The following is a 17,800-nucleotide window of genomic DNA, read 5'->3' as shown; positions in this document are numbered from 1 at the left end:
ACACATATCCTTCCCTGTTAAACTTTAAATGTATATAATGGGTTATTATACCTATATCTTAAGGGGGAAATAAGTTTGAATGACAACGTTAATAATGTTGTTTATATAATAGGCAAGGATAATGTGGATTCAATCCCATTTGATGAAAGCAGAAAACCAATTCCTTTATATGAGGGATTATATGATATGACAGTTTCAGGAAGGGTTTATTCACATTACAGAAAACGCTTCTTAGCCAGATGTAATGATGAATACGGATTTCATGTTGTATCACTTTACAAAAATGGTCAGAGTAAAGATTTTAATTTATTTGTTTTATGGAAAGAGACATTTGAAAATAAATTATCTGAGTACGATTTTAAAGGTGCTAGAGAAGTTATTTATAAATAAAAAAATGTTTTATAAAGGGAGAATAATAATGAAAAAATATTTTACATCACAATATCAACTTAAAGAAAAGAAGAATGGTAATAACTTTGATGTTTGGTCTCAAATGGATAAAGAAACTGATCATTTGAGTGTTTACATTAAAGAAGAAGATTTTATTTACAAGAATGAAGAAGGTACACGGGGAACAGTGCGTACAGATGCCAAGATTGAGCTATTCTAATTGATATAATAATTATTTAAAATTTTTTTATTATGAAAGTGAGCAAAAATAATGATACACGATGATGATTACCGTATTAGTTTCCCAGAAAAGAAAATCTATATTACAAGAAATCACGATTGGGCATTTGCAGCTTGGGAACTTGCTAAATTAAGAGGCGAATTAAATGAAAATGCAACATTAATTCATGTTGATGGACATCTCGATAATATGCCCGATGGTACTAAGGTAGAAGGATTATTAAATATTAAAACACCAGAAGATATATACAAAGTAACAAGTGATTCTTGTATGAAAATTGAAAACTTTATTTGGGCAGGTATAGCTACGGATACTTTACAAAGAGTTTTGTATGTAAGCCATCAAACATACTGCAGTGATGATATAAATGACACATTAAAATTTGCAAATAATGAACCTGAATGGCTAATTTTAAATGAAACAATTAAGCGAAAAGACTGTACTGCTTTAAGGTTTAGATTTATAGAAGATTTCAAATCATTTGTTGAATTAGGTATCCTTGATTCTGGATTTTTAGACAGTAAATCCCTTGTTTTAGATCTGGATTTAGATTATTTTATACTTAATGATGAATTATTGAGTGAAAGTCAAATATATCAGAATCTGAAGCTATTAAAGAATTTATTTAACTGGGATTTAATTACTGTAGCTTTATCACCTTGGTATTGTGGTGGTGAAGAAAACTGTCGACGAATTTTAGATATATTTTTTGAGGTGTTTGAATTAGATATTGAAAATGCAAAAGAATGGTAAACTATTAAAAGCCCCTACTCAAACAAGTAAGGGCTACATTTTTTTGTAATCATGTTATGTAAGATAGTTTATAATAAATATAGAAATATAATACAAAAAGAAGAGAAATGAAATGTTTGCAGATCGAAATATAGCAGTTCTTCCTAAAGAGTCGAATTAATTCTTATTAGAAAACATCTAATTTTAGTTGATTAAGGAGTAGAATTTTATGTACACAAATTATCAAGAATTAATCCAAGATTTAATTAGCCGAGGTTATGAAGGGGATTATTGGGATTATAAAGAAGAATGGCATAATGATAACGAAAAATTAATACATGATATTTTATGTTTTTCCAATACACTACATGATCGAGATTGTTACCTTATAGTTGGAGTAAGTGATAATGGAGATATTAAAGGAATCAACAACAGAAAAAAGCAGGCAGATGTAGTAGATATGCTTAGAAGTATGCAGTTTGCTGGCGACTCTGCTCCCCAAATAGAAATGATGTATCTTAGCATCTCTGATAAAGATGTTGATGTAATGGTAATTAAAAATTCTGATTCTGTGCCTTTTTATATCAAAAAAAGAAATAAGAAATTTTATAAGATCCAAGAAGGCTATATTTACACACGAACCGGAGATAGCAATACGCCTATTAATCAAAATTCTAATTACAATGTGATCGAGAAACTTTGGAAGAAAAGGTTAGGGATTGATAAACCTGTTAAAGAGAAAATATTGAAGTTGTTAGTGGACAAAAGCAATTGGGAAGAAAATGCTGAAGGGTATTATCATAATCTTCACCCTAATTACAATTTATTATTTGGAGAGTATGAAAGAGATCGCAGTCCAATGTTCTATTCTGCATTACAAACAGATACAAATATGTCTTATGAACCATTGTACGCTTGTTATAATGGTATGAAAATTCATACGTTTGAATTAGCAATTTTAGATGGTGGAAGATATCTAACCAATGTACCTGAGAGGGCATATATTCCATTAGACCAATATCATCAAAAGTCAATCCATTACAGGTTTTTTATTAAAGGAACATTGGATTATAACTTACATCGTTTTCTTTTGGATGAAACAAGTGAGGAAGCAGTCACTGCTAAAGATAAGTTTTCAAAATTAATTCTGTATTTTGATAATTGTGAAGAAAAAAAATCCTTCGATTATTATATATCGATAAATAAGCAAGAAATTATTAATAAAATTCAAAATTGGATGGAAAAGAACCGAGGATACCATTTAGAAGATGAATATAAAGAAAATGTTATAACGTCCTTAATATTAAAAGATATATTAAATGGATGGAAAAATGACAATAATAAAACGGTTTAATGTCTTATTTCCACCCACTCTTTAAGTTTAAATAAAAAATTCCTTCTCATAATCTAGAAGGATATTTTGTTTGAATTATCCTATTACAATATTTACTGAATATCCTTTTTTCTTTAACTCTGCCGCTAATTTAGTCGCATTCTTCTTATCCGAGAAAGCACCTACTTGTACCTTATGTAAAACACTTTTCTTTTCAACTGGTTTAGCTTGTTCCTTCAGCTTTTTACCTGATAACGTTTCAGCTATTGCTTTACAACAATCATCAAAGTTCTTCTTGTAAGCATCAGCATTCGTTTTAGTATCAACAAAACATACCTCTATAAGAATTGCTGGTTTAGCTGTTCCCTTTAGGAATCCTAGATCAGTCCGTTTCTTAGCACCACGATCCTTAATTCCAAGTGCTTCAGAAATAGCTTTTGATACCTTTTCAGCCAATGCTTTATTATCATCACCATAATAAAGAACCTCCGTACCGCCAGTTTCCTTTGTTCCTGCATTAAAATGCACAGATACATCTAAATCCCGACTTTTACTATTATGGTATTTTACTATTTTATTGATATTGTCCCGTTGTGTTTTTGACGTATCATCATTAAATGTATGTACTTTACAATCTAATTCTTTTAGATATTCAGCAACTTTCGGTACTACCTTCCTAGCTTCATTAACTTCATCTAGATACCCACTTGCACCACGTACTATTTTAGCGTGTCCACTTGAAATAACGAATTCATTCATTTTAAATTCCTCCTTGATTATTTATTATCCTGTACAATAATTTGTTTAATTTCATTTACATCTTGAGCCAATGTTGAGAATGCTTGAGCTTGTGTTTCAATTACATCTTGATTCTTTTCAATTACCGCTTGATAATTTGCTTCACGTTCTTTATTAGTTTTCATTGTTGTCCATAGTAACCATACGAATAAGACTGCGTATCCACCCTGTTTTAAAAACAAATTAAATATTTCTGTTTCCAATGTCTATCCCCCCTTTCATCGCATAATAAAAAGCCGCCCTTTTGGGACGACTTAATTGTGTTGCCATTTAGTTTGATAAATGCGGAAATTGTACCAATAGCTTTAATACAGATCAATTTCCTCTATGGCGATGTCAATATATTTTTGGTCAATGTTTAAGGCATTACTTAAAAAACCCATTACATCTCCACCTGAGATGAAAATTTGTCTACCAAAGTCATTATTATCAGCAAGAACTTTAGAAATCCTTTTGTTTTCGTTATCATCTGCTAAATTTACTTTTATCTGAGCAATACTATGGTAATCATCTTCATAGGAATGATCAACTATCACTTCAATCATCTATTTACACCCCCTAGTTTATTTTCATTATAACGGATACCCTTATAGCTGTAATCCAGAATTTCTGACCTTTAGAATATGATCTTACCGCTCAGTTTTCCCTCTCGATTATACAGTTGCGCCCATTGCATCAACCCAAACTACGGGAGCCACCGTTTTACACCATATCGGCTTACCTAAGGTAGTATCGAAATAACTTTCACCGACTATATAATCTGTAGGTCTGTTTGCTGTTGTTCCACTTCTCGCAGTTTGAACTTTATAATTAACACTATTCTTTCTGACGAAAGTATCGGCCTCGAGCAAAACAGACCCGTTTGTCGGTTTGACCCAAAAATTTCCCGTAGGAGTGTATTTTATACCAGCGTTATTACTTGTGGTTGTCACTTGTACATAATTACTGCCATCAATGGAGATTAATAAAGCTGATACATTATTCGCGCTCATAAGATTTAATAATTTTGTGTTTGCATTGTACGGAACTAATTCGAATGCGTACTCGTTAGCAATGGGAGTTTTTAAATTATATAGCTTAACTTTTGAACTACCACCATTATCAAACCACCTTAAGTCTCCGTCATTTCCAACCGTAAACAAGTTGTATGTCCCTGTATCATGTTGTTTTCTGCATTCTAAGAAATTTCCGTTTCCTACATAACCAACTGGTTTATCATTTCTTCTGCTGTCATTTCGTGCGTTCTTTAGCGTCAATACAGGACTATCCCCAACGTTATCCAAACGCATCATTTCACCGTCTGTATAATGATGAAAAACAAACCCTATCGGCGCTTCTGTTCTCGGTAAGCCTTGACCAGAGAAATTCGCAATATCTACTGCACTAATATCACCGGTTCGCTCGTTTAGTACGTTTATCTTTTTGTTAGTGAGATTCACTTTATCCGCCAACTGTGCGGAAACAACACTCACCTGACCTTCAACATCTGCCTTTACTTGTGTTACCATTGATTCCACATCACCTGCAGTCACCACTCTATTCGGTGAAACCGTAGGTGGAAAATTAACATTTACGTCAGTCATTTTTTCACTCCTCATTTTAGACAAAATAAAAAAGCCTCCATAAAGGATGACTTAAAATATCATGTCAATAACCTATTTTTACGCACTCAACATTTCCTGAACATCTGAGCGCCATTGTAACGGGACATTTTCAATCTTCCGTAATCCTAGTTTGATTAAGTCATAGTATATTTTTGCCAAGGTCAAATTCCTCCTTTTATATTTTCAGCTAATTCTGCCACCGCTAACATCATATTAATTTTTTCGATTTCCATTTTTTCAGCCATCTCAGCAAGGGCCAGTTTCAATTCGGTGTTTTCCTCTTTTAAAACCTGAATTTCCGTTGGTTTGTTTTCCATTTCGTTTTTCTGCTCAATTTGTTCTTGCTGATATCCTGTATCCTTAACTAAATTCCCGCTTATTAATTTGTAAATGAACGGGTTTTTGAGGAATTCATTGTTATCTTCAACAGTCATTTCAACATCTGAAGCACTACCCCTAGTACTACCGAAACCGTTAACCCGTTTATCTATGCCAATATTTATATATACTTTCATGTATTCCCCTCCTTAAAAAGCTAATACCCGTCGTAAAACTGCGTCATCGCTTTGTGAAAAACTGTTTTTATTTATATCATTGCCTTTTACCGTGGAATCCGTAAAGGACAATTGTTTAATTGTTGTTTGAATTTGTGTTTCACTTACATAGTTCGGAACCTGGAAATATGCATTCGCTCCGGTTCCTGGAAACAAAGAAGGGAATGTTTTCGGCACAAATGTGAAAACAAATTGGTAATCATTAGTTCCAACACCTACATCGTAATCACTCCAAACTAAGATCCATCCGTTCGGACATTCTGATAATTTTTTCGAAGGGGTAATTGTATCGACTGACAACGGATAAGATGCACCCTGCCATAAAAGAGATTGGTCAAACAACATATTTTTAACCGCGTCTGCTTTTGCTTGCGCCCCTGCTGTTGTTTCTTTTCCATTCCAATTACTTTTATCTTCCGCTGTAACAAATTGATTGTTTGTATCCTGTGTAATAATGGATGCTGGATGTGTAGTTGGATGAACGTAATTATTTGCATTTGTTGCAACGCCGTTTAATTTAGTTTTATCCGCCGCAGCCATTAAACCAGATATTGTTGTAGTTGCCAGCGTTTTATCTGCTGCATTATCTTGCAAGTTTTTCAAAGCTAGGTATGTTAAATTCATTTGCCAGTTCCACCAGTCGGCCGGCGGGTGTTCATCAGGTAAATACCCAACCGCTCTTTTAGATTCTGGTGGTGGTGATCCTACCGCGTTCCATACGGGTAATGCTTGATTAAATGGCATACTGTGCCCTCCTTAAATTGGTAAATCTTCTACTCCTGACGGTTCATAAATGGCGCTCAATGTTCCACCTGTACTTTGGTCAACTGGCGCAAAACCTTCAACACTTGTTTCTACTTGGTCTTTAACTCTAGACATTCGGAACGTTCCTTGTAAATTGATACTTTCCACCATTACGCCAGCTGGTGCGACTCTTTGAACTAAAAATCCGAATTGAGAAGTTGATAACCCGGCATCATTTAACGCTTTGATTGGGAGTCCTTCAATCCGTAGTGCCGCAGCCTTTTTTCCTTCTGTTACTTCGTACATAGCTCGCATTTTAATCGTAGAGGGGTCAGTATTTAATGTCCTTGCTATTACCTCTATCATGTTATTGAACGTTCCATTACTGTTATTACGAGCTATCCTAGCTAATATAAGCAACCTTAAAACTTCATCACTCACATTTCCGCGTTCCTGGCCCCAACCTTTTCCGATTAAATCAAGTGTTGTTCCTTTTGCTTGCTGGATATCACGCCATGATTCAATTTTTTCAAAAGTTAATCTAATTTCATTTGTTTTTTCCGTGATCAGTAATATATATTTCCCAATCATCGAATTTGGGTTCTTTGTAAAAACATCAGTCAATTTTCGAAATGTATCAATAAATGAAATCATACTGTCACCGTAACGGCTATATTGGTTGCGTTCGTTTGTGCAACTTCATTTGCTGCTATAGCGATATTACTTGATACTAATGTCCCGGATGTTTTACCAATTTTAATTACTACATCCTTAACCCCTTGAATTTTCATGACTTCATAACTCAATTGAGATATAACAACCTTGTCTCCCATATTTAACCCTGTATAAATTGCCCCATTACTATCCGTACCACCAATAAAGCGAACAATCGTATCTTTTACCTCTGTAATACTTGAGCTCTGAAATGTGTTATCTGTGGTCAGGTTAACGCTCGAAAAAACATTAACTGTATTAGCTGGTGTATAGGAGACTTTATGAGAAACACCACTCATATCCAATACTTGAAAGGAAGATGTGCCGAACGGCTCAATACCCGCAGGACCCTTATCAAATATAGCTTCTGCGATTTCTTGCCCATTCCCACCTAATACATAAACTTGATAACTATTAGGCGGTGTCCCGTTCACTGTTACGTTTGTATTGTTATTGTGGATGTTTGCAGCCCTTACACCTAAAACGTTTTGTACAGCTGAAACAATGCTGTTAGGCGTTGAATATCCTTTAATTCCATTGGTATCCAATAGCCTTTTTCTTAATTCGATATCTGTCTCTTTTTCTCTGCCACCTGTAATAGCTTCAGAGTTTATTACTGTTTCAATACTTGCACTTGGCTCACTTTGTACGGTAATAGTTCCAGGCAATGTATTACCAATTAAACCAGCTCTAAGACTTACAACTGATCCCGTACCTATTCCAGATGAATTCAATAACACATCTTCTTTTAATGCATAATCTACTCCTGTTTCGGTTTCGAATCTCGTCCCAGCATCAACGGTATAGTTAGGCGTTCCTGTGAATTCAACCGTTCCCTCTGCGTATAATTCCGGGTTCCTTTAAGTCAAAAAGTAACTAGTTAAGTAATCTAGGTTTTTGTCTTCTGCTTCTGAAGGGTGCCCGCTATGATACACCTTTTCAGCTAATTCCCATACCTTTGCAAGTATCCATGATAAAAGACCACTGATAATACCGTTAGGGCTTTTATATGATAAGTTCACATCTTCACCAAACAGTTCCTTTTGTTTTTGATCAATTTCTTCTTTCAAGTCTGCTTGATTAGGACGGTTAAACCCTTTTTCCGAAAGTCCCCATGCCATTAAATTTCAACTCCCTCCAACTCCAAAACTCCCCCGTCTTCTTTGCGCATGACGATATCGATTGAAATTTTTCTATTCCTTATATCACGAACAAAGGTTATATTTTCGAATTCTAACGGTTCAGTCGTTCCAATCGTTGATTCCATTATGATATCTTTAGCCTCTGTTTCATTGAAATTCTTAGAAAGTATAGGACTTCTGTCCATTCCCTCTTCGGGATCTAAAAACCATTCACCTTTTTCTGTTTGCATGCACATACGGGCTTGCTGAGCTAATTCTTCATTACCTTCTATCATTACAAAAGAACCGTTTTCAAAAACAAGGTCACCGTTTTCATCTAATTTGAATGATTTCATAAGTCAAATACCCCCGTTATCACACCATCATTTAAATTAAACATCCTTCTCATTCCAGGATCAAAAGGGACTTTTTGAAAGTCATCCATCGCTCTTTCTGCTATTTCCACCCACACCACATCTCCCTTTACTAAAGGGCCGACATGTCTAACAACTGGCACAGCCTCTACCATTGCATGTTTAATTAAATCCCCTTGTTTATCCTTTGCCATAAAAAGATATTCGATATCTGCTGATGGCGGTTTGGAATCAGGGAAGTATTTAATTACCCTTGCTGGTTGATTCGTGTGAACTTGCAACATAATATTTTTAATAACATTATCAACAAATCTTGATTCTGAACTCAACAGTCCACCTCCCTTATTCACATGAGAATTCTGTATAAAAGTCGTTCTTATCCGCTACGTGTTTCCCTTTACAAGCTCGATATTTACCGTTAGCCGTCTTTGATTTCAATTCTATAATGCTACAAGTGGTAATACGGTGTTGCATTAAGCATTTAACCGTGTACCCTGTTTTATTATCTTCCGTGAATGTTGAAGGACTTCCAATCAATCCAGTTTCCTCTTTTAATACGAACCTTTCGTCCATTCCTTCCTTCAACGGTCTAATGACCAACTTTCCTCTGCGGTGATAAATGATGCTACCGCAATCCCTCGCAATATCTTCTAAATCGTTGTAAATAAGCTTGGATATGGTGTAGCCTTTTTTATATACTTTGTCATTCTTTAATTTCATGGGCGCACCTAGTTTGACGCCTAACAAATCTAGCATCCTTTTAATCATGGTGGAACCCTTCGTATTTTTCTTGAAGGTTATGGAATCCTTTTTCCCTTTGTCTGCTGTCTTACTATCAATCTTCTTTTTTGTGTAATCTTCACCCTCAGAAGTGTAAATCGTTGTTATCTTATCTACCCCTTCGAATTTCGTTTTGATGCTATATACCTTGCCTATACTTAAAACCCCAACATCATTCGAATACCCAGCTTGCACGGTTAACGTATCACCTGTTTTGAATTTGGAGATTGTATCTTTGGATAAATTATATAGTTGCACCGTGTTTTTATTAGGCTTCATATCATCATCGAAAATAATTTCGAATCTAATGTGAAGATCTTCATTTGTGAATGTGGCTCGTCCGATACTGACTTTCATAACCCGTTTAAAGTTATAAGTTGTCATCTTCATCATCCGCCTGATCATTAATATATAAGAAAACGGTTACCCCGAAGTTATCCCAGGTAATACTCGTTTCGTTATTTGATAAATCCATAGGAACCAATTGTGGCGCTGGTAATGTTAGATCTGATGAATCATTCCATAGTGGTTTATTCAATATCATTTTTTCACCTAAAATTATTTCTTCGTCTTCCTCACCATCAGTAGGTCGATAAAGATTTAAGGTGAAAAAGTCCCCTGATTCGTTATAAGCAAACTTAAGTTTAAAAGTCTCATCCGCTAGGTCAATATCGAACATTTCAGGGATATTTTCTTTGTCAACAAGGATGTAATCCATTCGCTCACCTACTTTACTCTTAATTTAACTCCTATAGGGATACGTCGATCCGGGTATTTATTCCAAGACCTCAATTGTGGTATGGATGATCCGTATTTTCTACTTAAATCCCAATAAGTATCGCCTTTTTTGGTAACATGATATTTCTTAGTACTAGTTGGTTTTTTCTTACTCACTGGTTTTTTCTTGCCACTTTGACTTGTAGGCTTCTGTACAGGTTTCTTTGACCCTGAAGCCTTTTGCCACGAAGTGGTGGAAATACGAATGCGTCTCAATGAAATGTCAATTGCCATTCCGTTTTGCACATCTGAACTTCTTTTGCTACTTATGCTGGTAATAATCACGTTCGAAGCACTCATTTTACCAACGTATTTAATGATTTTCCCGCTTTCCATAATGGAAATCAGTTTATTTTTACTAGTTTCATAGTTAGACGAAAGGATATAACCACTAATTGAAAAATCAGGGGAGCGTTTGGATACATGATCCGTAAACGGTTGCCCTTTTTCAACGGCATATTCTGTGACGTCCACCTTGTAACTCTCACTTTCATCTTCTATAAATAAAGACACATCATCCAGTTTAGCCATTAATATTCCCCCTCTGGCTCATATAGGAAGCTGAGGTGATCAAACACTTCTTGAATTCCCTCTTTCACTTGCTCTTTTACGCTCTTACCTTCACCGCTCGCCCCTGAAATGTAAATGGTAGGGCTTAGTGTTATAGAACTTCTAGAATTAGTTACAGACCCCGCTGACGATGTTGGTTTATATGTTTGTGGGATGCCACCAGTCATATCGACAGCCATTTTTTGAACATATTTTGATCCATCTTCAATACCAAGCCCCATACCTTCCGATACGAAACCACCATATTCAAACATGACTCGTGAAGGACTGTGAATATCTAATAAACCGGTAACAGCTCCTTTTATACTCTCCGCCACACCTGCAGCTGCTTCAACTGCTGCTCCTGCCATTGAACCAATACCGTCAATCAAACCTTGGATTATATCTTTACCTATTTGCATTAGGTCGATCGCTTCAAAGAATCCTTCGATACTGTGCCATATTTCTTCTGCCGTGCCTTTGATCGTTTCCCAAGCACCTTCCCAATCTCCTTGAAGAATAGCCATTCCTGTTGCTATCAACCCAGTTATAAGTGAAATCCCTATATTGATTACCGCTTGTATAGCAGCCCAGGCAATTTGTATAACGCTAGAAATTATAGTCCACCCAACAGAGAAAATGGTTTTTATAGCAGCCATACCAACTGATATATAACCCTTGATGTAAGCCATAAAAACAGATACAACAGCCATGATTTGTGCTCCATGTTCTGACCAAAAAGCCTTGATTTGCGCTAGTTTCGCCATGACGAACGTGACAATTGCTTGTAAGGCTGGTTGTACTGTTTGAACTATGGCAGCCCAGGCAATCATCGTATTGGTTTTGATCCATTCCCACGCTGCAAGTATCCCATCACGGAACCAAGCTACGTTATTCCAGGCCCATATAAATGCTGCTCCTAAAGCTATAATTGCAGCTGCAACAATCCATACTGTCGCACTCATTGTTGCTAAGAATGTTACAACTGGTGCAATCATTTTGAAAAAGAATCCAAAAGCTAATGTCAGTCCTTTTACATAACCAACACCTAAACCTAACGGCAACAATATCAATGTTAAAGCAGGGATTAACAATAAAATACCTTGTAATATCATTGCTATAGCTGGATGCGCTTCATTGAATTTAATCACCATTTGACCTATTGCTGTTACAAAATTATAAACAGGAACCATGATCAATATAAAAACATCAATCATTGGTTGGATAGCTTTCCTTAGAGTGGAAACCATTGTATTAAATGAATCAGCATATTTTTTATTTTCCATGGCCGCATTATGTATGGCTCCATAAAAGAAGTAAGCCGCTAACCCTGCAGCGATTGCAACGATAGGCATCGCACCCAAACCTTTATTTAACCTTTGTGTTTCTTCGTTCAACTCTTTCATGCTGGCGTTCGGCCCTAATTGTTGCAATGCAAAACGGGCAGTATTAGCATTGTTAGCCATCCTATTAAGGGTTCCGACCACTGCTAAACCTGCCCTATTGGCGTTATATAGAGGATTATTCATGCGGGCAATTGCGGCGGCGTTTTTATCCGCTTGAGGTGTCATGTTAGCGAATGTTCCAATCGTTCTATACATACTTTGTCTCATTCTGTCATCATTCGCCATCATGCCGTCTGTAGCTTTCTTATGTGCTAATCCCATTTTATCAATTGCACGTATTAATTCATCTGTTGTTCCACCATACCTTCTGCCCACTTGCGCTAGTTTGAAAAAATCATATTCGGCAGCGACTAAGTTGTTTCGAAACTTTTTAAAAGCATCATTTTGATTCCGCCAACCCATGTTCATTTCACGCATCATGTCTCTTGAATCATCGTTTAAATCTCCATAAGATCGCCCCATTAACCGCGATTGTCGGATAATATCATCCATTTCCCTGTTGATACCTCGTAATGGATCAGCGTCTGCCATAATATCCAAAAGTATATGGGTTTCACGAACTGCCATGTAATCACCACCCTATTTCTTCTTTTTGCTATTTTTCTTCATAGCGTCATCCCTTAATTTCATCATCTTGTCCAAGGCTGCATTAGCAATACCGAGTTCCGTTTTGCTCATAGCGAAAGCTTCGGTATAACTAATGTTGCAATCCTCTGCCATGACTAAACGCCATCTTAACCATTCTTCCGGTTCTTCAACCGCTGCTTTCCAAGGGTTAGATGTCAGATTTACCGACAAGAAAATTACTGGCTGCCTTGAAGACCTCCGTTTGGTGATTAAAGTTTTCTAACTCTTCCCAGTAATCCCAATTGGTTCTTTTCCCATCGATAAAAATAACTTTTTCCATTAACCCTTCCCAAAGCTTCGTTTGTTCCATCCCTCCATTAGCGCCAGCTGCTTTATCTCTCAGCATCATTCCCGCTCTAGCTCCCGGATGTTGAAGTGTGTATTTTTTCTTCTCTCCATTTTCTAATTCGATTACCAATTCTTCTTGTTTCCCTGCTACTGTTGCCATATATAACATCTCCCTTTTGTTTGAGTTGTGACGCGCTTTCCCCATAAAATATACCTCCTATAAGATAAAGGACAGCGAACTGTCCCCCACTTATCAAACGTCTGTATAGTCAAATACTTTAATTTCAAATTCTCTTTCGCCTGTCTCGTCAGTAATAGATCCTTCTGGTGTTTTTAGAACCATGGCTTGTGAACCACCAATTTTCTCACTGTGTTCGCCACCAGTGTTTACCCATATAGCAAATTGTTTTCCTGTATTAGCAAGTTGCTTTAAGAATCCAACCTCAGGAGAACCTTGCATAATTAGAACGGTAATTGTACCGATTGAATTAATTTTCTTGGTGATACCTACTGTCCCTGTCACACCAACTTTTGGTTCAAAATTATCCTCATCTTTTTCCCATTGAACGGCATCCCCTTCAGCAAAGTCTGTTAAATACCTGCCGTCAACAACAACGCTAACTTGCGAAGCGTCAAATGTGTATGAATTTGTCATCTTGTAGCCTCCCTATCTTCTATTAAATACTTACAACGCCTGTAACTCTAGCTTCATGGATTGCTCCACTTTTTCCATAACTAAAAGAACCTCCCGGATAAACCCGCAAAGCTCGGTCTTGAATGTCAACTTCATCTCTTGATAGAGTGGTAACAGTGTAATCAGGTAAACCACCTTCAAGTGTTGCAATAATGCCATTTTTAAATCCTCTTTGTAGAGTAGTAGACATAGCTGCTTCAATTGCGCCAATACCTCTAGCATCATATGGGATTTTAGGAGCGTTACCGAGTGTATATGAGATTTCATTTTCCATATCCGCTTTGATCCAGTCTTGTCCGTGAATATCATCTATATAAGACCCATCTGCTAACCAACCCTCAGATAATTGCCCACGACCACCTTTAACTATGTAAGCAACGGCGAAATCAGCATCAATTGCATTAATTTCTGTTTCATTTAAATATCTTGCTGTGACACCTTTTAAGCTTTTAAATTTCCATGTAATTGACCCTACTGTTTGTGAACCTAGATCACCAACTGCAGCAGCATCCAAATGTTCATCGGCAATGGTGTGGTCATATATCTTGGTGCGTTTTTTGGCTTTCAACGCTTTTCTATTCGCCTCTGTTCTAACTTGAACCACCAAGAATTTAAAATCTTTATCACTAATAAATGTAGCTGCTGCAAGTTGATCCGCTGCCAGGTCATTTGCAACCAATGCAAAATGCCATTCACGACCATAGAAAAGTGCCATTGACGTTTTAATGTCTGTCGCATAAGTAGCAACCGCCACTTTATCAGGACGATTATCTTGTTTAAAGATAGTTGCCGCTTTTGCTTCTACCGCTGTTCCTGTTGCATAGTCTACTTGTAAAGCTGCCAATGTTGAATATTCTTTGTATTCTGCTGCACCTGTTTTTTGAACAAAAATTACAGGTCTTCCTAGTCCAATTTTAGGTGCAGGTGATGCTACGTTGATTTTTACTGATACATCTTGTAATGGCATTTCATAACCTCCTTAAGGTTGTGTTTCTGTTGTTAATGTTACTTCTTCTATTGCTTCCATTTCTTTTACATCTGAATGTCTAATTCGCAAACGTAAATCAAACCCCACTTGTCGTTCAACCTCAATAGAAATAAAGTTATCCCGACTTCCAAAACCATCTATTCTAACGACAGCTATCCCTTTTTCATAAAGTCTTTGACGAGTGCCAGTTGCTTTTAAAAGTGAGGCGGATTGTTGTGCTAAAGATAAAGCTTCAAATGAAACCTCTGATATCCAGGTATAAGATATAACTATCTCAACATCTTCCGTCTGTGTTTCTCCACCACTTCTATATGTCTTTACATTCAAATAAGGACTAGTTACTGTGTATGTGAAAAATGGATAAACAGGTTGCTTTTCTGTACTCATCCGTTCTATTCCTATGTATGGTAACTCTTTGCGCAATTCATGATTAACTGCACTTACAATTGCCTTGTAATCAATCAAATTGATCCACTCCTTTCAGCGCATAAACACTAAAATCAGCAATATCAGAGTAATCGTTTTGACTTTCTACACTGTAAGTGGTTCCCTTATATCGGATCTTACATTTATCAGGAATGTCATGAACCAATGAATATAAGAGCCTATCAGATGAAGTAATCCTTCCACCGCTTTGGTATATCTGTTTGTCTGTTGGGGACACAATGGCACCCTCAGAATGTTGTATAAGAGGCAGAACTCCTGAATTAATCGGTTTTCCCAGATCATCATAATCTGTAGGGTTAGTGGGCTTATTTTGATTTACTGGATATTCAATGGTAAACGAAACAGTATATCTCCTAATCAATGATTTGAATCTAAAGGACTTCATGTGTAATCGCTCCAATCAATCTACCTGTATCAACAAGTGGATTACTACTTCCCTTTTGGTCAACGGTGAATGGGTGATTTGAAGGATCATTTAAATTCCTAGCAAACTCCTGAAGCTTTCCTTCTGCTTCAAGGCCAATTGCATCTAATGCGTTATTTGTAGATGGTTTACCCTCTATAATCGCATCAACCAACAAATTAACTGCTTTATCCAAAATCCCCTTTTCATGTTCATCCCATCCAGCACGTATATAAGAACGCTCAGGAATTGTAATGTGAGTAGTTGACTTTTTGAGAGGTAATCCTTGTGAAGCCAAGTAGCCCCGCATTTTATCAGTAACTTGTATTCTAGTCCCGTATTCCTGAATAGCAGCGATTTCCCCCATAGTTATATCTGAATCTCCATGACCACTTTGAGCCGATTCTCCAAAAATACCTACAAGAATTTGTTTGTTGTTCAATTCTTCTGCGTGTTTGATGATCTCAGGTATCTTATTTTTATCTTTAATCCTCACTCGTCCCATTAGAAAAACCCTACTTTTGTGTTGTAGGGTTTCCAAAGTCTATATACAGGTGTATACCTTTGACTATCACTTGTGAAGGTTTGAGTTGCTCCTGCAAGGGAATCGCTCACCTCTCCTACAGGAACAGTTAGGTCTATTTCAATCATTAATGCAATTCCCTTTTTAACAGGAGATGGAATGAGTAAATCTGCATTTTCACTTTCAAATGAGGTACCGCACCATTCTTTAGCATATTCAATAGCATCATTAAGAGCTATTTTCAACGAATCATCTTGGCTTGAATCATCAACAGGAATACCTAGCCTTGTTTTAAGTTCAACTAAATCCATCGTTACTTACCTTCAGGAGATTCAATATTTTTGTCCTGTTCAGCATCAGAAAGCTTGGAAGTGATTTTTTCCTTTTCACCTTTATAACCTAGTTTTTTCAGAGTCTTAATTACTTCATCTTCTGTTGTTTTAAATTCACCATCTACAAATTCACATAATGGCTTGTTATTTTCCTTATCCCATACTGTACCGAATCCTTTAAATTTCATTATTTACCCACTCCTTATTTCATTAATCCTACTGCTTTTAATTTAGCTAACAATGCGTTAAAATCTGCTTTCAAAGCTACTACATCAGCTGCAGAAGAATCTGCTTGAGCATCCATTTGCAATACTTCTTTTAGTACTAAATCAACTCGTGAATCATTTTGTAATTTACCCATTCCCTAACACCCTTTCTGATTGTAATAAAAAAAGATAGGTACAAAAATGCACCTATCCACTAAATGTTATTAAGATGTAGCTAGACCAGTGATTGAACCGTGTAAAGCTTTATTTCCGTGATCTAGTCCCATTTGTCCAAAGATTTGGCCAGATTCAGCAGCACCTATTTTCGCTAATTCCTCATAAAACAAATGCCCTTTCTCAGGTACTAATTGAAGCACAGGAGAGACATGAGCCATATCGAATAGTCCAACTTTATCTGCTCCAACAAAACGATCTAATACAATACCGATTTTACCGAAGTCAGTTTCAATTTGTTGAATGTCTAATCCACCAACATTACGATCTTGTGGAGCATATCCATAAATACTAGTGATTACTTGTTTTTGGAATGCATTTGTAAATAGAACCATATTGTCAAAGCGAGCACCATTAGTAAACATGTCCCGTAACAGTTTATCAATCATTGCTTTAGTTAATTGCGCACCTGCACCAGCGACTGTATTTCCTGTTGATGTAAGTTCGAACATACCACGAGTTTTATCAACTGTAGCCGCAGTAGTCGCAAGGTTGTATGTTCCATTTAGGAAAGTGTGTTCAGCATCACGGGCAATTTTAGTCAATGCACGAGCAATTTGAAAGTCCTTCTCAGATACAACATTGTTAGACTGTCCTGCAATGTTCAAGCCGGATAGTTTACCTCCATTTGATAAAGCACGGTATGTAATATTTACTGATTCTTGGAAGATTTGAGTTACGTTCTTTGATTGATCACGTACATAAGTTACTGCTGTTGGTGCTGTTGTTGAAGCTTGCTCAGAGATAGCTGGTTGTGCTGGATTTGGATAGCTGTATGTAGAATCAATTGTAAATTCATTAGATGTTGTTTGTTTGCCTCCAGTTAATCCTCCAGCCATAGAAAGAAATGGTGTTACTTCTGCATCAATTGTGAAAAGCTCTCCTGAATAGTTTGGTAAGTTAAATGAATTTCCTTGTCCGTTAATGTTTGTTGGCATGTG

30 protein-coding genes and 1 pseudogene are annotated in these 17,800 nt (G+C 36.5%); 4 read left to right on the top strand and 27 right to left on the bottom strand.

Going from position 1 to position 17,800, the window contains the following annotated elements; all coding sequences use genetic code 11:
• Nucleotides 1–75 precede the first annotated feature (75 nt).
• From MHB45_RS09580 to MHB45_RS09565, 4 genes are all read left to right on the top strand, one after another.
• Nucleotides 76–390: an NUMOD4 domain-containing protein gene (locus MHB45_RS09580; protein WP_340907777.1), complete on the top strand. Its 315-nt coding sequence runs from the start codon at nucleotides 76–78 to the stop codon at nucleotides 388–390.
• A 28-nt stretch (nucleotides 391–418) separates the two neighbouring features.
• Entirely contained in the window at nucleotides 419–610 is a 192-nt protein-coding gene (locus MHB45_RS09575) for a hypothetical protein (protein WP_340907775.1), read from the top strand.
• Between the two features lie 51 nt (nucleotides 611–661).
• Nucleotides 662–1,384 (top strand): UPF0489 family protein, encoded by a 723-nt coding sequence (locus tag MHB45_RS09570; RefSeq protein WP_340907773.1) that lies wholly within the window; start codon nucleotides 662–664, stop codon nucleotides 1,382–1,384.
• A gap of 208 nt (nucleotides 1,385–1,592) precedes the next feature.
• Nucleotides 1,593–2,717 carry an AlbA family DNA-binding domain-containing protein gene (locus MHB45_RS09565; protein ID WP_340907770.1) on the top strand — a complete coding sequence of 375 codons (1,125 nt, stop codon included), beginning with the start codon at nucleotides 1,593–1,595 and terminating at the stop codon, nucleotides 2,715–2,717.
• A 75-nt stretch (nucleotides 2,718–2,792) separates the two neighbouring features.
• Here the strand turns inward: MHB45_RS09565 and MHB45_RS09560 are convergent, their stop codons facing one another.
• The 27 genes and pseudogenes from MHB45_RS09560 to MHB45_RS09430 all read right to left on the bottom strand — a co-directional run bounded on the left by MHB45_RS09560 (nucleotide 2,793) and on the right by MHB45_RS09430 (nucleotide 17,797).
• Nucleotides 2,793–3,455 (bottom strand): N-acetylmuramoyl-L-alanine amidase, encoded by a 663-nt coding sequence (locus tag MHB45_RS09560; protein ID WP_340907769.1) that lies wholly within the window; start codon nucleotides 3,453–3,455, stop codon nucleotides 2,793–2,795.
• Between the two features lie 17 nt (nucleotides 3,456–3,472).
• Nucleotides 3,473–3,697, bottom strand: a complete 225-nt coding sequence (locus MHB45_RS09555) for a BhlA/UviB family holin-like peptide (protein ID WP_340907768.1) — start codon at nucleotides 3,695–3,697, stop codon at nucleotides 3,473–3,475.
• 102 nt (nucleotides 3,698–3,799) lie between these two features.
• Entirely contained in the window at nucleotides 3,800–4,039 is a 240-nt protein-coding gene (locus tag MHB45_RS09550) for a hypothetical protein (protein ID WP_340907767.1), read from the bottom strand.
• Nucleotides 4,040–4,147: 108 nt separating this feature from the next.
• The gene (locus MHB45_RS09545) at nucleotides 4,148–5,077 is read right to left on the bottom strand and encodes a hypothetical protein (protein ID WP_340907765.1); all 930 of its coding nucleotides are present in this window, start codon (nucleotides 5,075–5,077) and stop codon (nucleotides 4,148–4,150) included.
• 78 nt (nucleotides 5,078–5,155) lie between these two features.
• Nucleotides 5,156–5,257, bottom strand: coding sequence for a CD1375 family protein (locus MHB45_RS09540; RefSeq protein ID WP_340907763.1), 102 nt, complete (start codon nucleotides 5,255–5,257; stop codon nucleotides 5,156–5,158).
• 2 nt (nucleotides 5,258–5,259) lie between these two features.
• Nucleotides 5,260–5,613 carry a hypothetical protein gene (locus MHB45_RS09535; protein ID WP_340907761.1) on the bottom strand — a complete coding sequence of 118 codons (354 nt, stop codon included), beginning with the start codon at nucleotides 5,611–5,613 and terminating at the stop codon, nucleotides 5,260–5,262.
• 12 nt (nucleotides 5,614–5,625) lie between these two features.
• Nucleotides 5,626–6,396 (bottom strand): hypothetical protein, encoded by a 771-nt coding sequence (locus MHB45_RS09530; protein WP_340907759.1) that lies wholly within the window; start codon nucleotides 6,394–6,396, stop codon nucleotides 5,626–5,628.
• Between the two features lie 12 nt (nucleotides 6,397–6,408).
• Nucleotides 6,409–7,050: a hypothetical protein gene (locus tag MHB45_RS09525; protein WP_340907757.1), complete on the bottom strand. Its 642-nt coding sequence runs from the start codon at nucleotides 7,048–7,050 to the stop codon at nucleotides 6,409–6,411.
• Nucleotides 7,047–7,955 (bottom strand): annotated as a pseudogene (locus tag MHB45_RS09520) (baseplate J/gp47 family protein); the annotation flags it as partial. The gene MHB45_RS09525 and the pseudogene MHB45_RS09520, both read right to left, overlap by 4 nt.
• 15 nt (nucleotides 7,956–7,970) lie before the next feature.
• Nucleotides 7,971–8,231 (bottom strand): hypothetical protein, encoded by a 261-nt coding sequence (locus tag MHB45_RS09515; protein WP_340907754.1) that lies wholly within the window; start codon nucleotides 8,229–8,231, stop codon nucleotides 7,971–7,973.
• Entirely contained in the window at nucleotides 8,231–8,587 is a 357-nt protein-coding gene (locus MHB45_RS09510; protein ID WP_340907752.1) for a DUF2634 domain-containing protein, read from the bottom strand. The genes MHB45_RS09515 and MHB45_RS09510 overlap by 1 nt, the downstream gene beginning before the upstream one ends.
• Nucleotides 8,584–8,934 (bottom strand): hypothetical protein, encoded by a 351-nt coding sequence (locus MHB45_RS09505; protein WP_340907750.1) that lies wholly within the window; start codon nucleotides 8,932–8,934, stop codon nucleotides 8,584–8,586. The genes MHB45_RS09510 and MHB45_RS09505 overlap by 4 nt, the downstream gene beginning before the upstream one ends.
• A 13-nt stretch (nucleotides 8,935–8,947) precedes the next feature.
• Nucleotides 8,948–9,769 (bottom strand): phage protein, encoded by an 822-nt coding sequence (locus MHB45_RS09500; RefSeq protein WP_340907748.1) that lies wholly within the window; start codon nucleotides 9,767–9,769, stop codon nucleotides 8,948–8,950.
• Entirely contained in the window at nucleotides 9,756–10,103 is a 348-nt protein-coding gene (locus MHB45_RS09495) for a phage baseplate plug family protein (protein ID WP_340907747.1), read from the bottom strand. Before MHB45_RS09495 ends, MHB45_RS09500 begins: the two co-directional genes overlap by 14 nt.
• A gap of 8 nt (nucleotides 10,104–10,111) precedes the next feature.
• Nucleotides 10,112–10,693 (bottom strand): LysM peptidoglycan-binding domain-containing protein, encoded by a 582-nt coding sequence (locus MHB45_RS09490; protein WP_340907745.1) that lies wholly within the window; start codon nucleotides 10,691–10,693, stop codon nucleotides 10,112–10,114.
• Nucleotides 10,693–12,684: a phage tail protein gene (locus MHB45_RS09485; RefSeq protein WP_340907743.1), complete on the bottom strand. Its 1,992-nt coding sequence runs from the start codon at nucleotides 12,682–12,684 to the stop codon at nucleotides 10,693–10,695. Before MHB45_RS09485 ends, MHB45_RS09490 begins: the two co-directional genes overlap by 1 nt.
• Before the next feature lie 12 nt (nucleotides 12,685–12,696).
• A complete protein-coding gene (locus MHB45_RS09480) occupies nucleotides 12,697–12,915 on the bottom strand; it encodes a hypothetical protein (RefSeq protein WP_340907741.1) in 219 nt (72 codons plus the stop codon).
• The gene (locus tag MHB45_RS09475) at nucleotides 12,893–13,192 is read right to left on the bottom strand and encodes a hypothetical protein (RefSeq protein ID WP_340907739.1); all 300 of its coding nucleotides are present in this window, start codon (nucleotides 13,190–13,192) and stop codon (nucleotides 12,893–12,895) included. Before MHB45_RS09475 ends, MHB45_RS09480 begins: the two co-directional genes overlap by 23 nt.
• Nucleotides 13,193–13,285: 93 nt before the next feature.
• Nucleotides 13,286–13,687, bottom strand: a complete 402-nt coding sequence (locus MHB45_RS09470; RefSeq protein ID WP_101222034.1) for a phage structural protein — start codon at nucleotides 13,685–13,687, stop codon at nucleotides 13,286–13,288.
• Nucleotides 13,688–13,709: 22 nt separating this feature from the next.
• Nucleotides 13,710–14,693, bottom strand: a complete 984-nt coding sequence (locus MHB45_RS09465; RefSeq protein ID WP_340907737.1) for a DUF3383 family protein — start codon at nucleotides 14,691–14,693, stop codon at nucleotides 13,710–13,712.
• A gap of 12 nt (nucleotides 14,694–14,705) precedes the next feature.
• Entirely contained in the window at nucleotides 14,706–15,179 is a 474-nt protein-coding gene (locus tag MHB45_RS09460; RefSeq protein ID WP_340907736.1) for a phage neck terminator protein, read from the bottom strand.
• Complete coding sequence (locus tag MHB45_RS09455; RefSeq protein ID WP_340907735.1) at nucleotides 15,172–15,546, bottom strand: hypothetical protein; 375 nt, start codon at nucleotides 15,544–15,546, stop codon at nucleotides 15,172–15,174. The genes MHB45_RS09460 and MHB45_RS09455 overlap by 8 nt, the downstream gene beginning before the upstream one ends.
• Nucleotides 15,533–16,069, bottom strand: a complete 537-nt coding sequence (locus MHB45_RS09450; RefSeq protein ID WP_340907732.1) for a hypothetical protein — start codon at nucleotides 16,067–16,069, stop codon at nucleotides 15,533–15,535. The genes MHB45_RS09455 and MHB45_RS09450 overlap by 14 nt, the downstream gene beginning before the upstream one ends.
• Entirely contained in the window at nucleotides 16,069–16,398 is a 330-nt protein-coding gene (locus MHB45_RS09445; protein ID WP_340907730.1) for a phage head-tail connector protein, read from the bottom strand. Before MHB45_RS09445 ends, MHB45_RS09450 begins: the two co-directional genes overlap by 1 nt.
• A 2-nt stretch (nucleotides 16,399–16,400) precedes the next feature.
• A complete protein-coding gene (locus MHB45_RS09440; protein WP_340907729.1) occupies nucleotides 16,401–16,607 on the bottom strand; it encodes a hypothetical protein in 207 nt (68 codons plus the stop codon).
• Nucleotides 16,608–16,621: 14 nt separating this feature from the next.
• Complete coding sequence (locus MHB45_RS09435) at nucleotides 16,622–16,780, bottom strand: hypothetical protein (protein WP_340907728.1); 159 nt, start codon at nucleotides 16,778–16,780, stop codon at nucleotides 16,622–16,624.
• 69 nt (nucleotides 16,781–16,849) lie between these two features.
• Nucleotides 16,850–17,797 (bottom strand): SU10 major capsid protein, encoded by a 948-nt coding sequence (locus tag MHB45_RS09430; protein ID WP_340907727.1) that lies wholly within the window; start codon nucleotides 17,795–17,797, stop codon nucleotides 16,850–16,852.
• Nucleotides 17,798–17,800 lie beyond the last annotated feature (3 nt).

This window comes from Peribacillus sp. FSL K6-5616 (genome assembly GCF_038008245.1).
Lineage (GTDB): Bacteria > Bacillota > Bacilli > Bacillales > DSM-1321 > Peribacillus > Peribacillus frigoritolerans.
Note: the sequence above shows the minus strand (reverse complement) of the source record. Positions and strands in the feature narration are given on the sequence as shown.

What these genes read in the sequence shown, in the direction of transcription:
- MHB45_RS09575 (WP_340907775.1), top strand. Translation starts at nt 419, where the DNA reads ATGAAAAAATATTTTACATCACAATATCAACTTAAAGAAAAGAAGAAT.
- MHB45_RS09570 (WP_340907773.1), top strand. Translation starts at nt 662, where the DNA reads ATGATACACGATGATGATTACCGTATTAGTTTCCCAGAAAAGAAAATC.
- MHB45_RS09565 (WP_340907770.1), top strand. Translation starts at nt 1,593, where the DNA reads ATGTACACAAATTATCAAGAATTAATCCAAGATTTAATTAGCCGAGGT.
- MHB45_RS09560 (WP_340907769.1), bottom strand. Translation starts at nt 3,455, where the DNA reads ATGAATGAATTCGTTATTTCAAGTGGACACGCTAAAATAGTACGTGGT.
- MHB45_RS09550 (WP_340907767.1), bottom strand. Translation starts at nt 4,039, where the DNA reads ATGATTGAAGTGATAGTTGATCATTCCTATGAAGATGATTACCATAGT.
- MHB45_RS09545 (WP_340907765.1), bottom strand. Translation starts at nt 5,077, where the DNA reads ATGACTGACGTAAATGTTAATTTTCCACCTACGGTTTCACCGAATAGA.
- MHB45_RS09535 (WP_340907761.1), bottom strand. Translation starts at nt 5,613, where the DNA reads ATGAAAGTATATATAAATATTGGCATAGATAAACGGGTTAACGGTTTC.
- MHB45_RS09530 (WP_340907759.1), bottom strand. Translation starts at nt 6,396, where the DNA reads ATGCCATTTAATCAAGCATTACCCGTATGGAACGCGGTAGGATCACCA.
- MHB45_RS09525 (WP_340907757.1), bottom strand. Translation starts at nt 7,050, where the DNA reads ATGATTTCATTTATTGATACATTTCGAAAATTGACTGATGTTTTTACA.
- MHB45_RS09515 (WP_340907754.1), bottom strand. Translation starts at nt 8,231, where the DNA reads ATGGCATGGGGACTTTCGGAAAAAGGGTTTAACCGTCCTAATCAAGCA.
- MHB45_RS09510 (WP_340907752.1), bottom strand. Translation starts at nt 8,587, where the DNA reads ATGAAATCATTCAAATTAGATGAAAACGGTGACCTTGTTTTTGAAAAC.
- MHB45_RS09500 (WP_340907748.1), bottom strand. Translation starts at nt 9,769, where the DNA reads ATGACAACTTATAACTTTAAACGGGTTATGAAAGTCAGTATCGGACGA.
- MHB45_RS09495 (WP_340907747.1), bottom strand. Translation starts at nt 10,103, where the DNA reads ATGGATTACATCCTTGTTGACAAAGAAAATATCCCTGAAATGTTCGAT.
- MHB45_RS09490 (WP_340907745.1), bottom strand. Translation starts at nt 10,693, where the DNA reads ATGGCTAAACTGGATGATGTGTCTTTATTTATAGAAGATGAAAGTGAG.
- MHB45_RS09485 (WP_340907743.1), bottom strand. Translation starts at nt 12,684, where the DNA reads ATGGCAGTTCGTGAAACCCATATACTTTTGGATATTATGGCAGACGCT.
- MHB45_RS09475 (WP_340907739.1), bottom strand. Translation starts at nt 13,192, where the DNA reads ATGGCAACAGTAGCAGGGAAACAAGAAGAATTGGTAATCGAATTAGAA.
- MHB45_RS09470 (WP_101222034.1), bottom strand. Translation starts at nt 13,687, where the DNA reads ATGACAAATTCATACACATTTGACGCTTCGCAAGTTAGCGTTGTTGTT.
- MHB45_RS09465 (WP_340907737.1), bottom strand. Translation starts at nt 14,693, where the DNA reads ATGCCATTACAAGATGTATCAGTAAAAATCAACGTAGCATCACCTGCA.
- MHB45_RS09455 (WP_340907735.1), bottom strand. Translation starts at nt 15,546, where the DNA reads ATGAAGTCCTTTAGATTCAAATCATTGATTAGGAGATATACTGTTTCG.
- MHB45_RS09450 (WP_340907732.1), bottom strand. Translation starts at nt 16,069, where the DNA reads ATGGGACGAGTGAGGATTAAAGATAAAAATAAGATACCTGAGATCATC.
- MHB45_RS09445 (WP_340907730.1), bottom strand. Translation starts at nt 16,398, where the DNA reads ATGGATTTAGTTGAACTTAAAACAAGGCTAGGTATTCCTGTTGATGAT.
- MHB45_RS09440 (WP_340907729.1), bottom strand. Translation starts at nt 16,607, where the DNA reads ATGAAATTTAAAGGATTCGGTACAGTATGGGATAAGGAAAATAACAAG.
- MHB45_RS09435 (WP_340907728.1), bottom strand. Translation starts at nt 16,780, where the DNA reads ATGGGTAAATTACAAAATGATTCACGAGTTGATTTAGTACTAAAAGAA.
- MHB45_RS09430 (WP_340907727.1), bottom strand. Translation starts at nt 17,797, where the DNA reads ATGCCAACAAACATTAACGGACAAGGAAATTCATTTAACTTACCAAAC.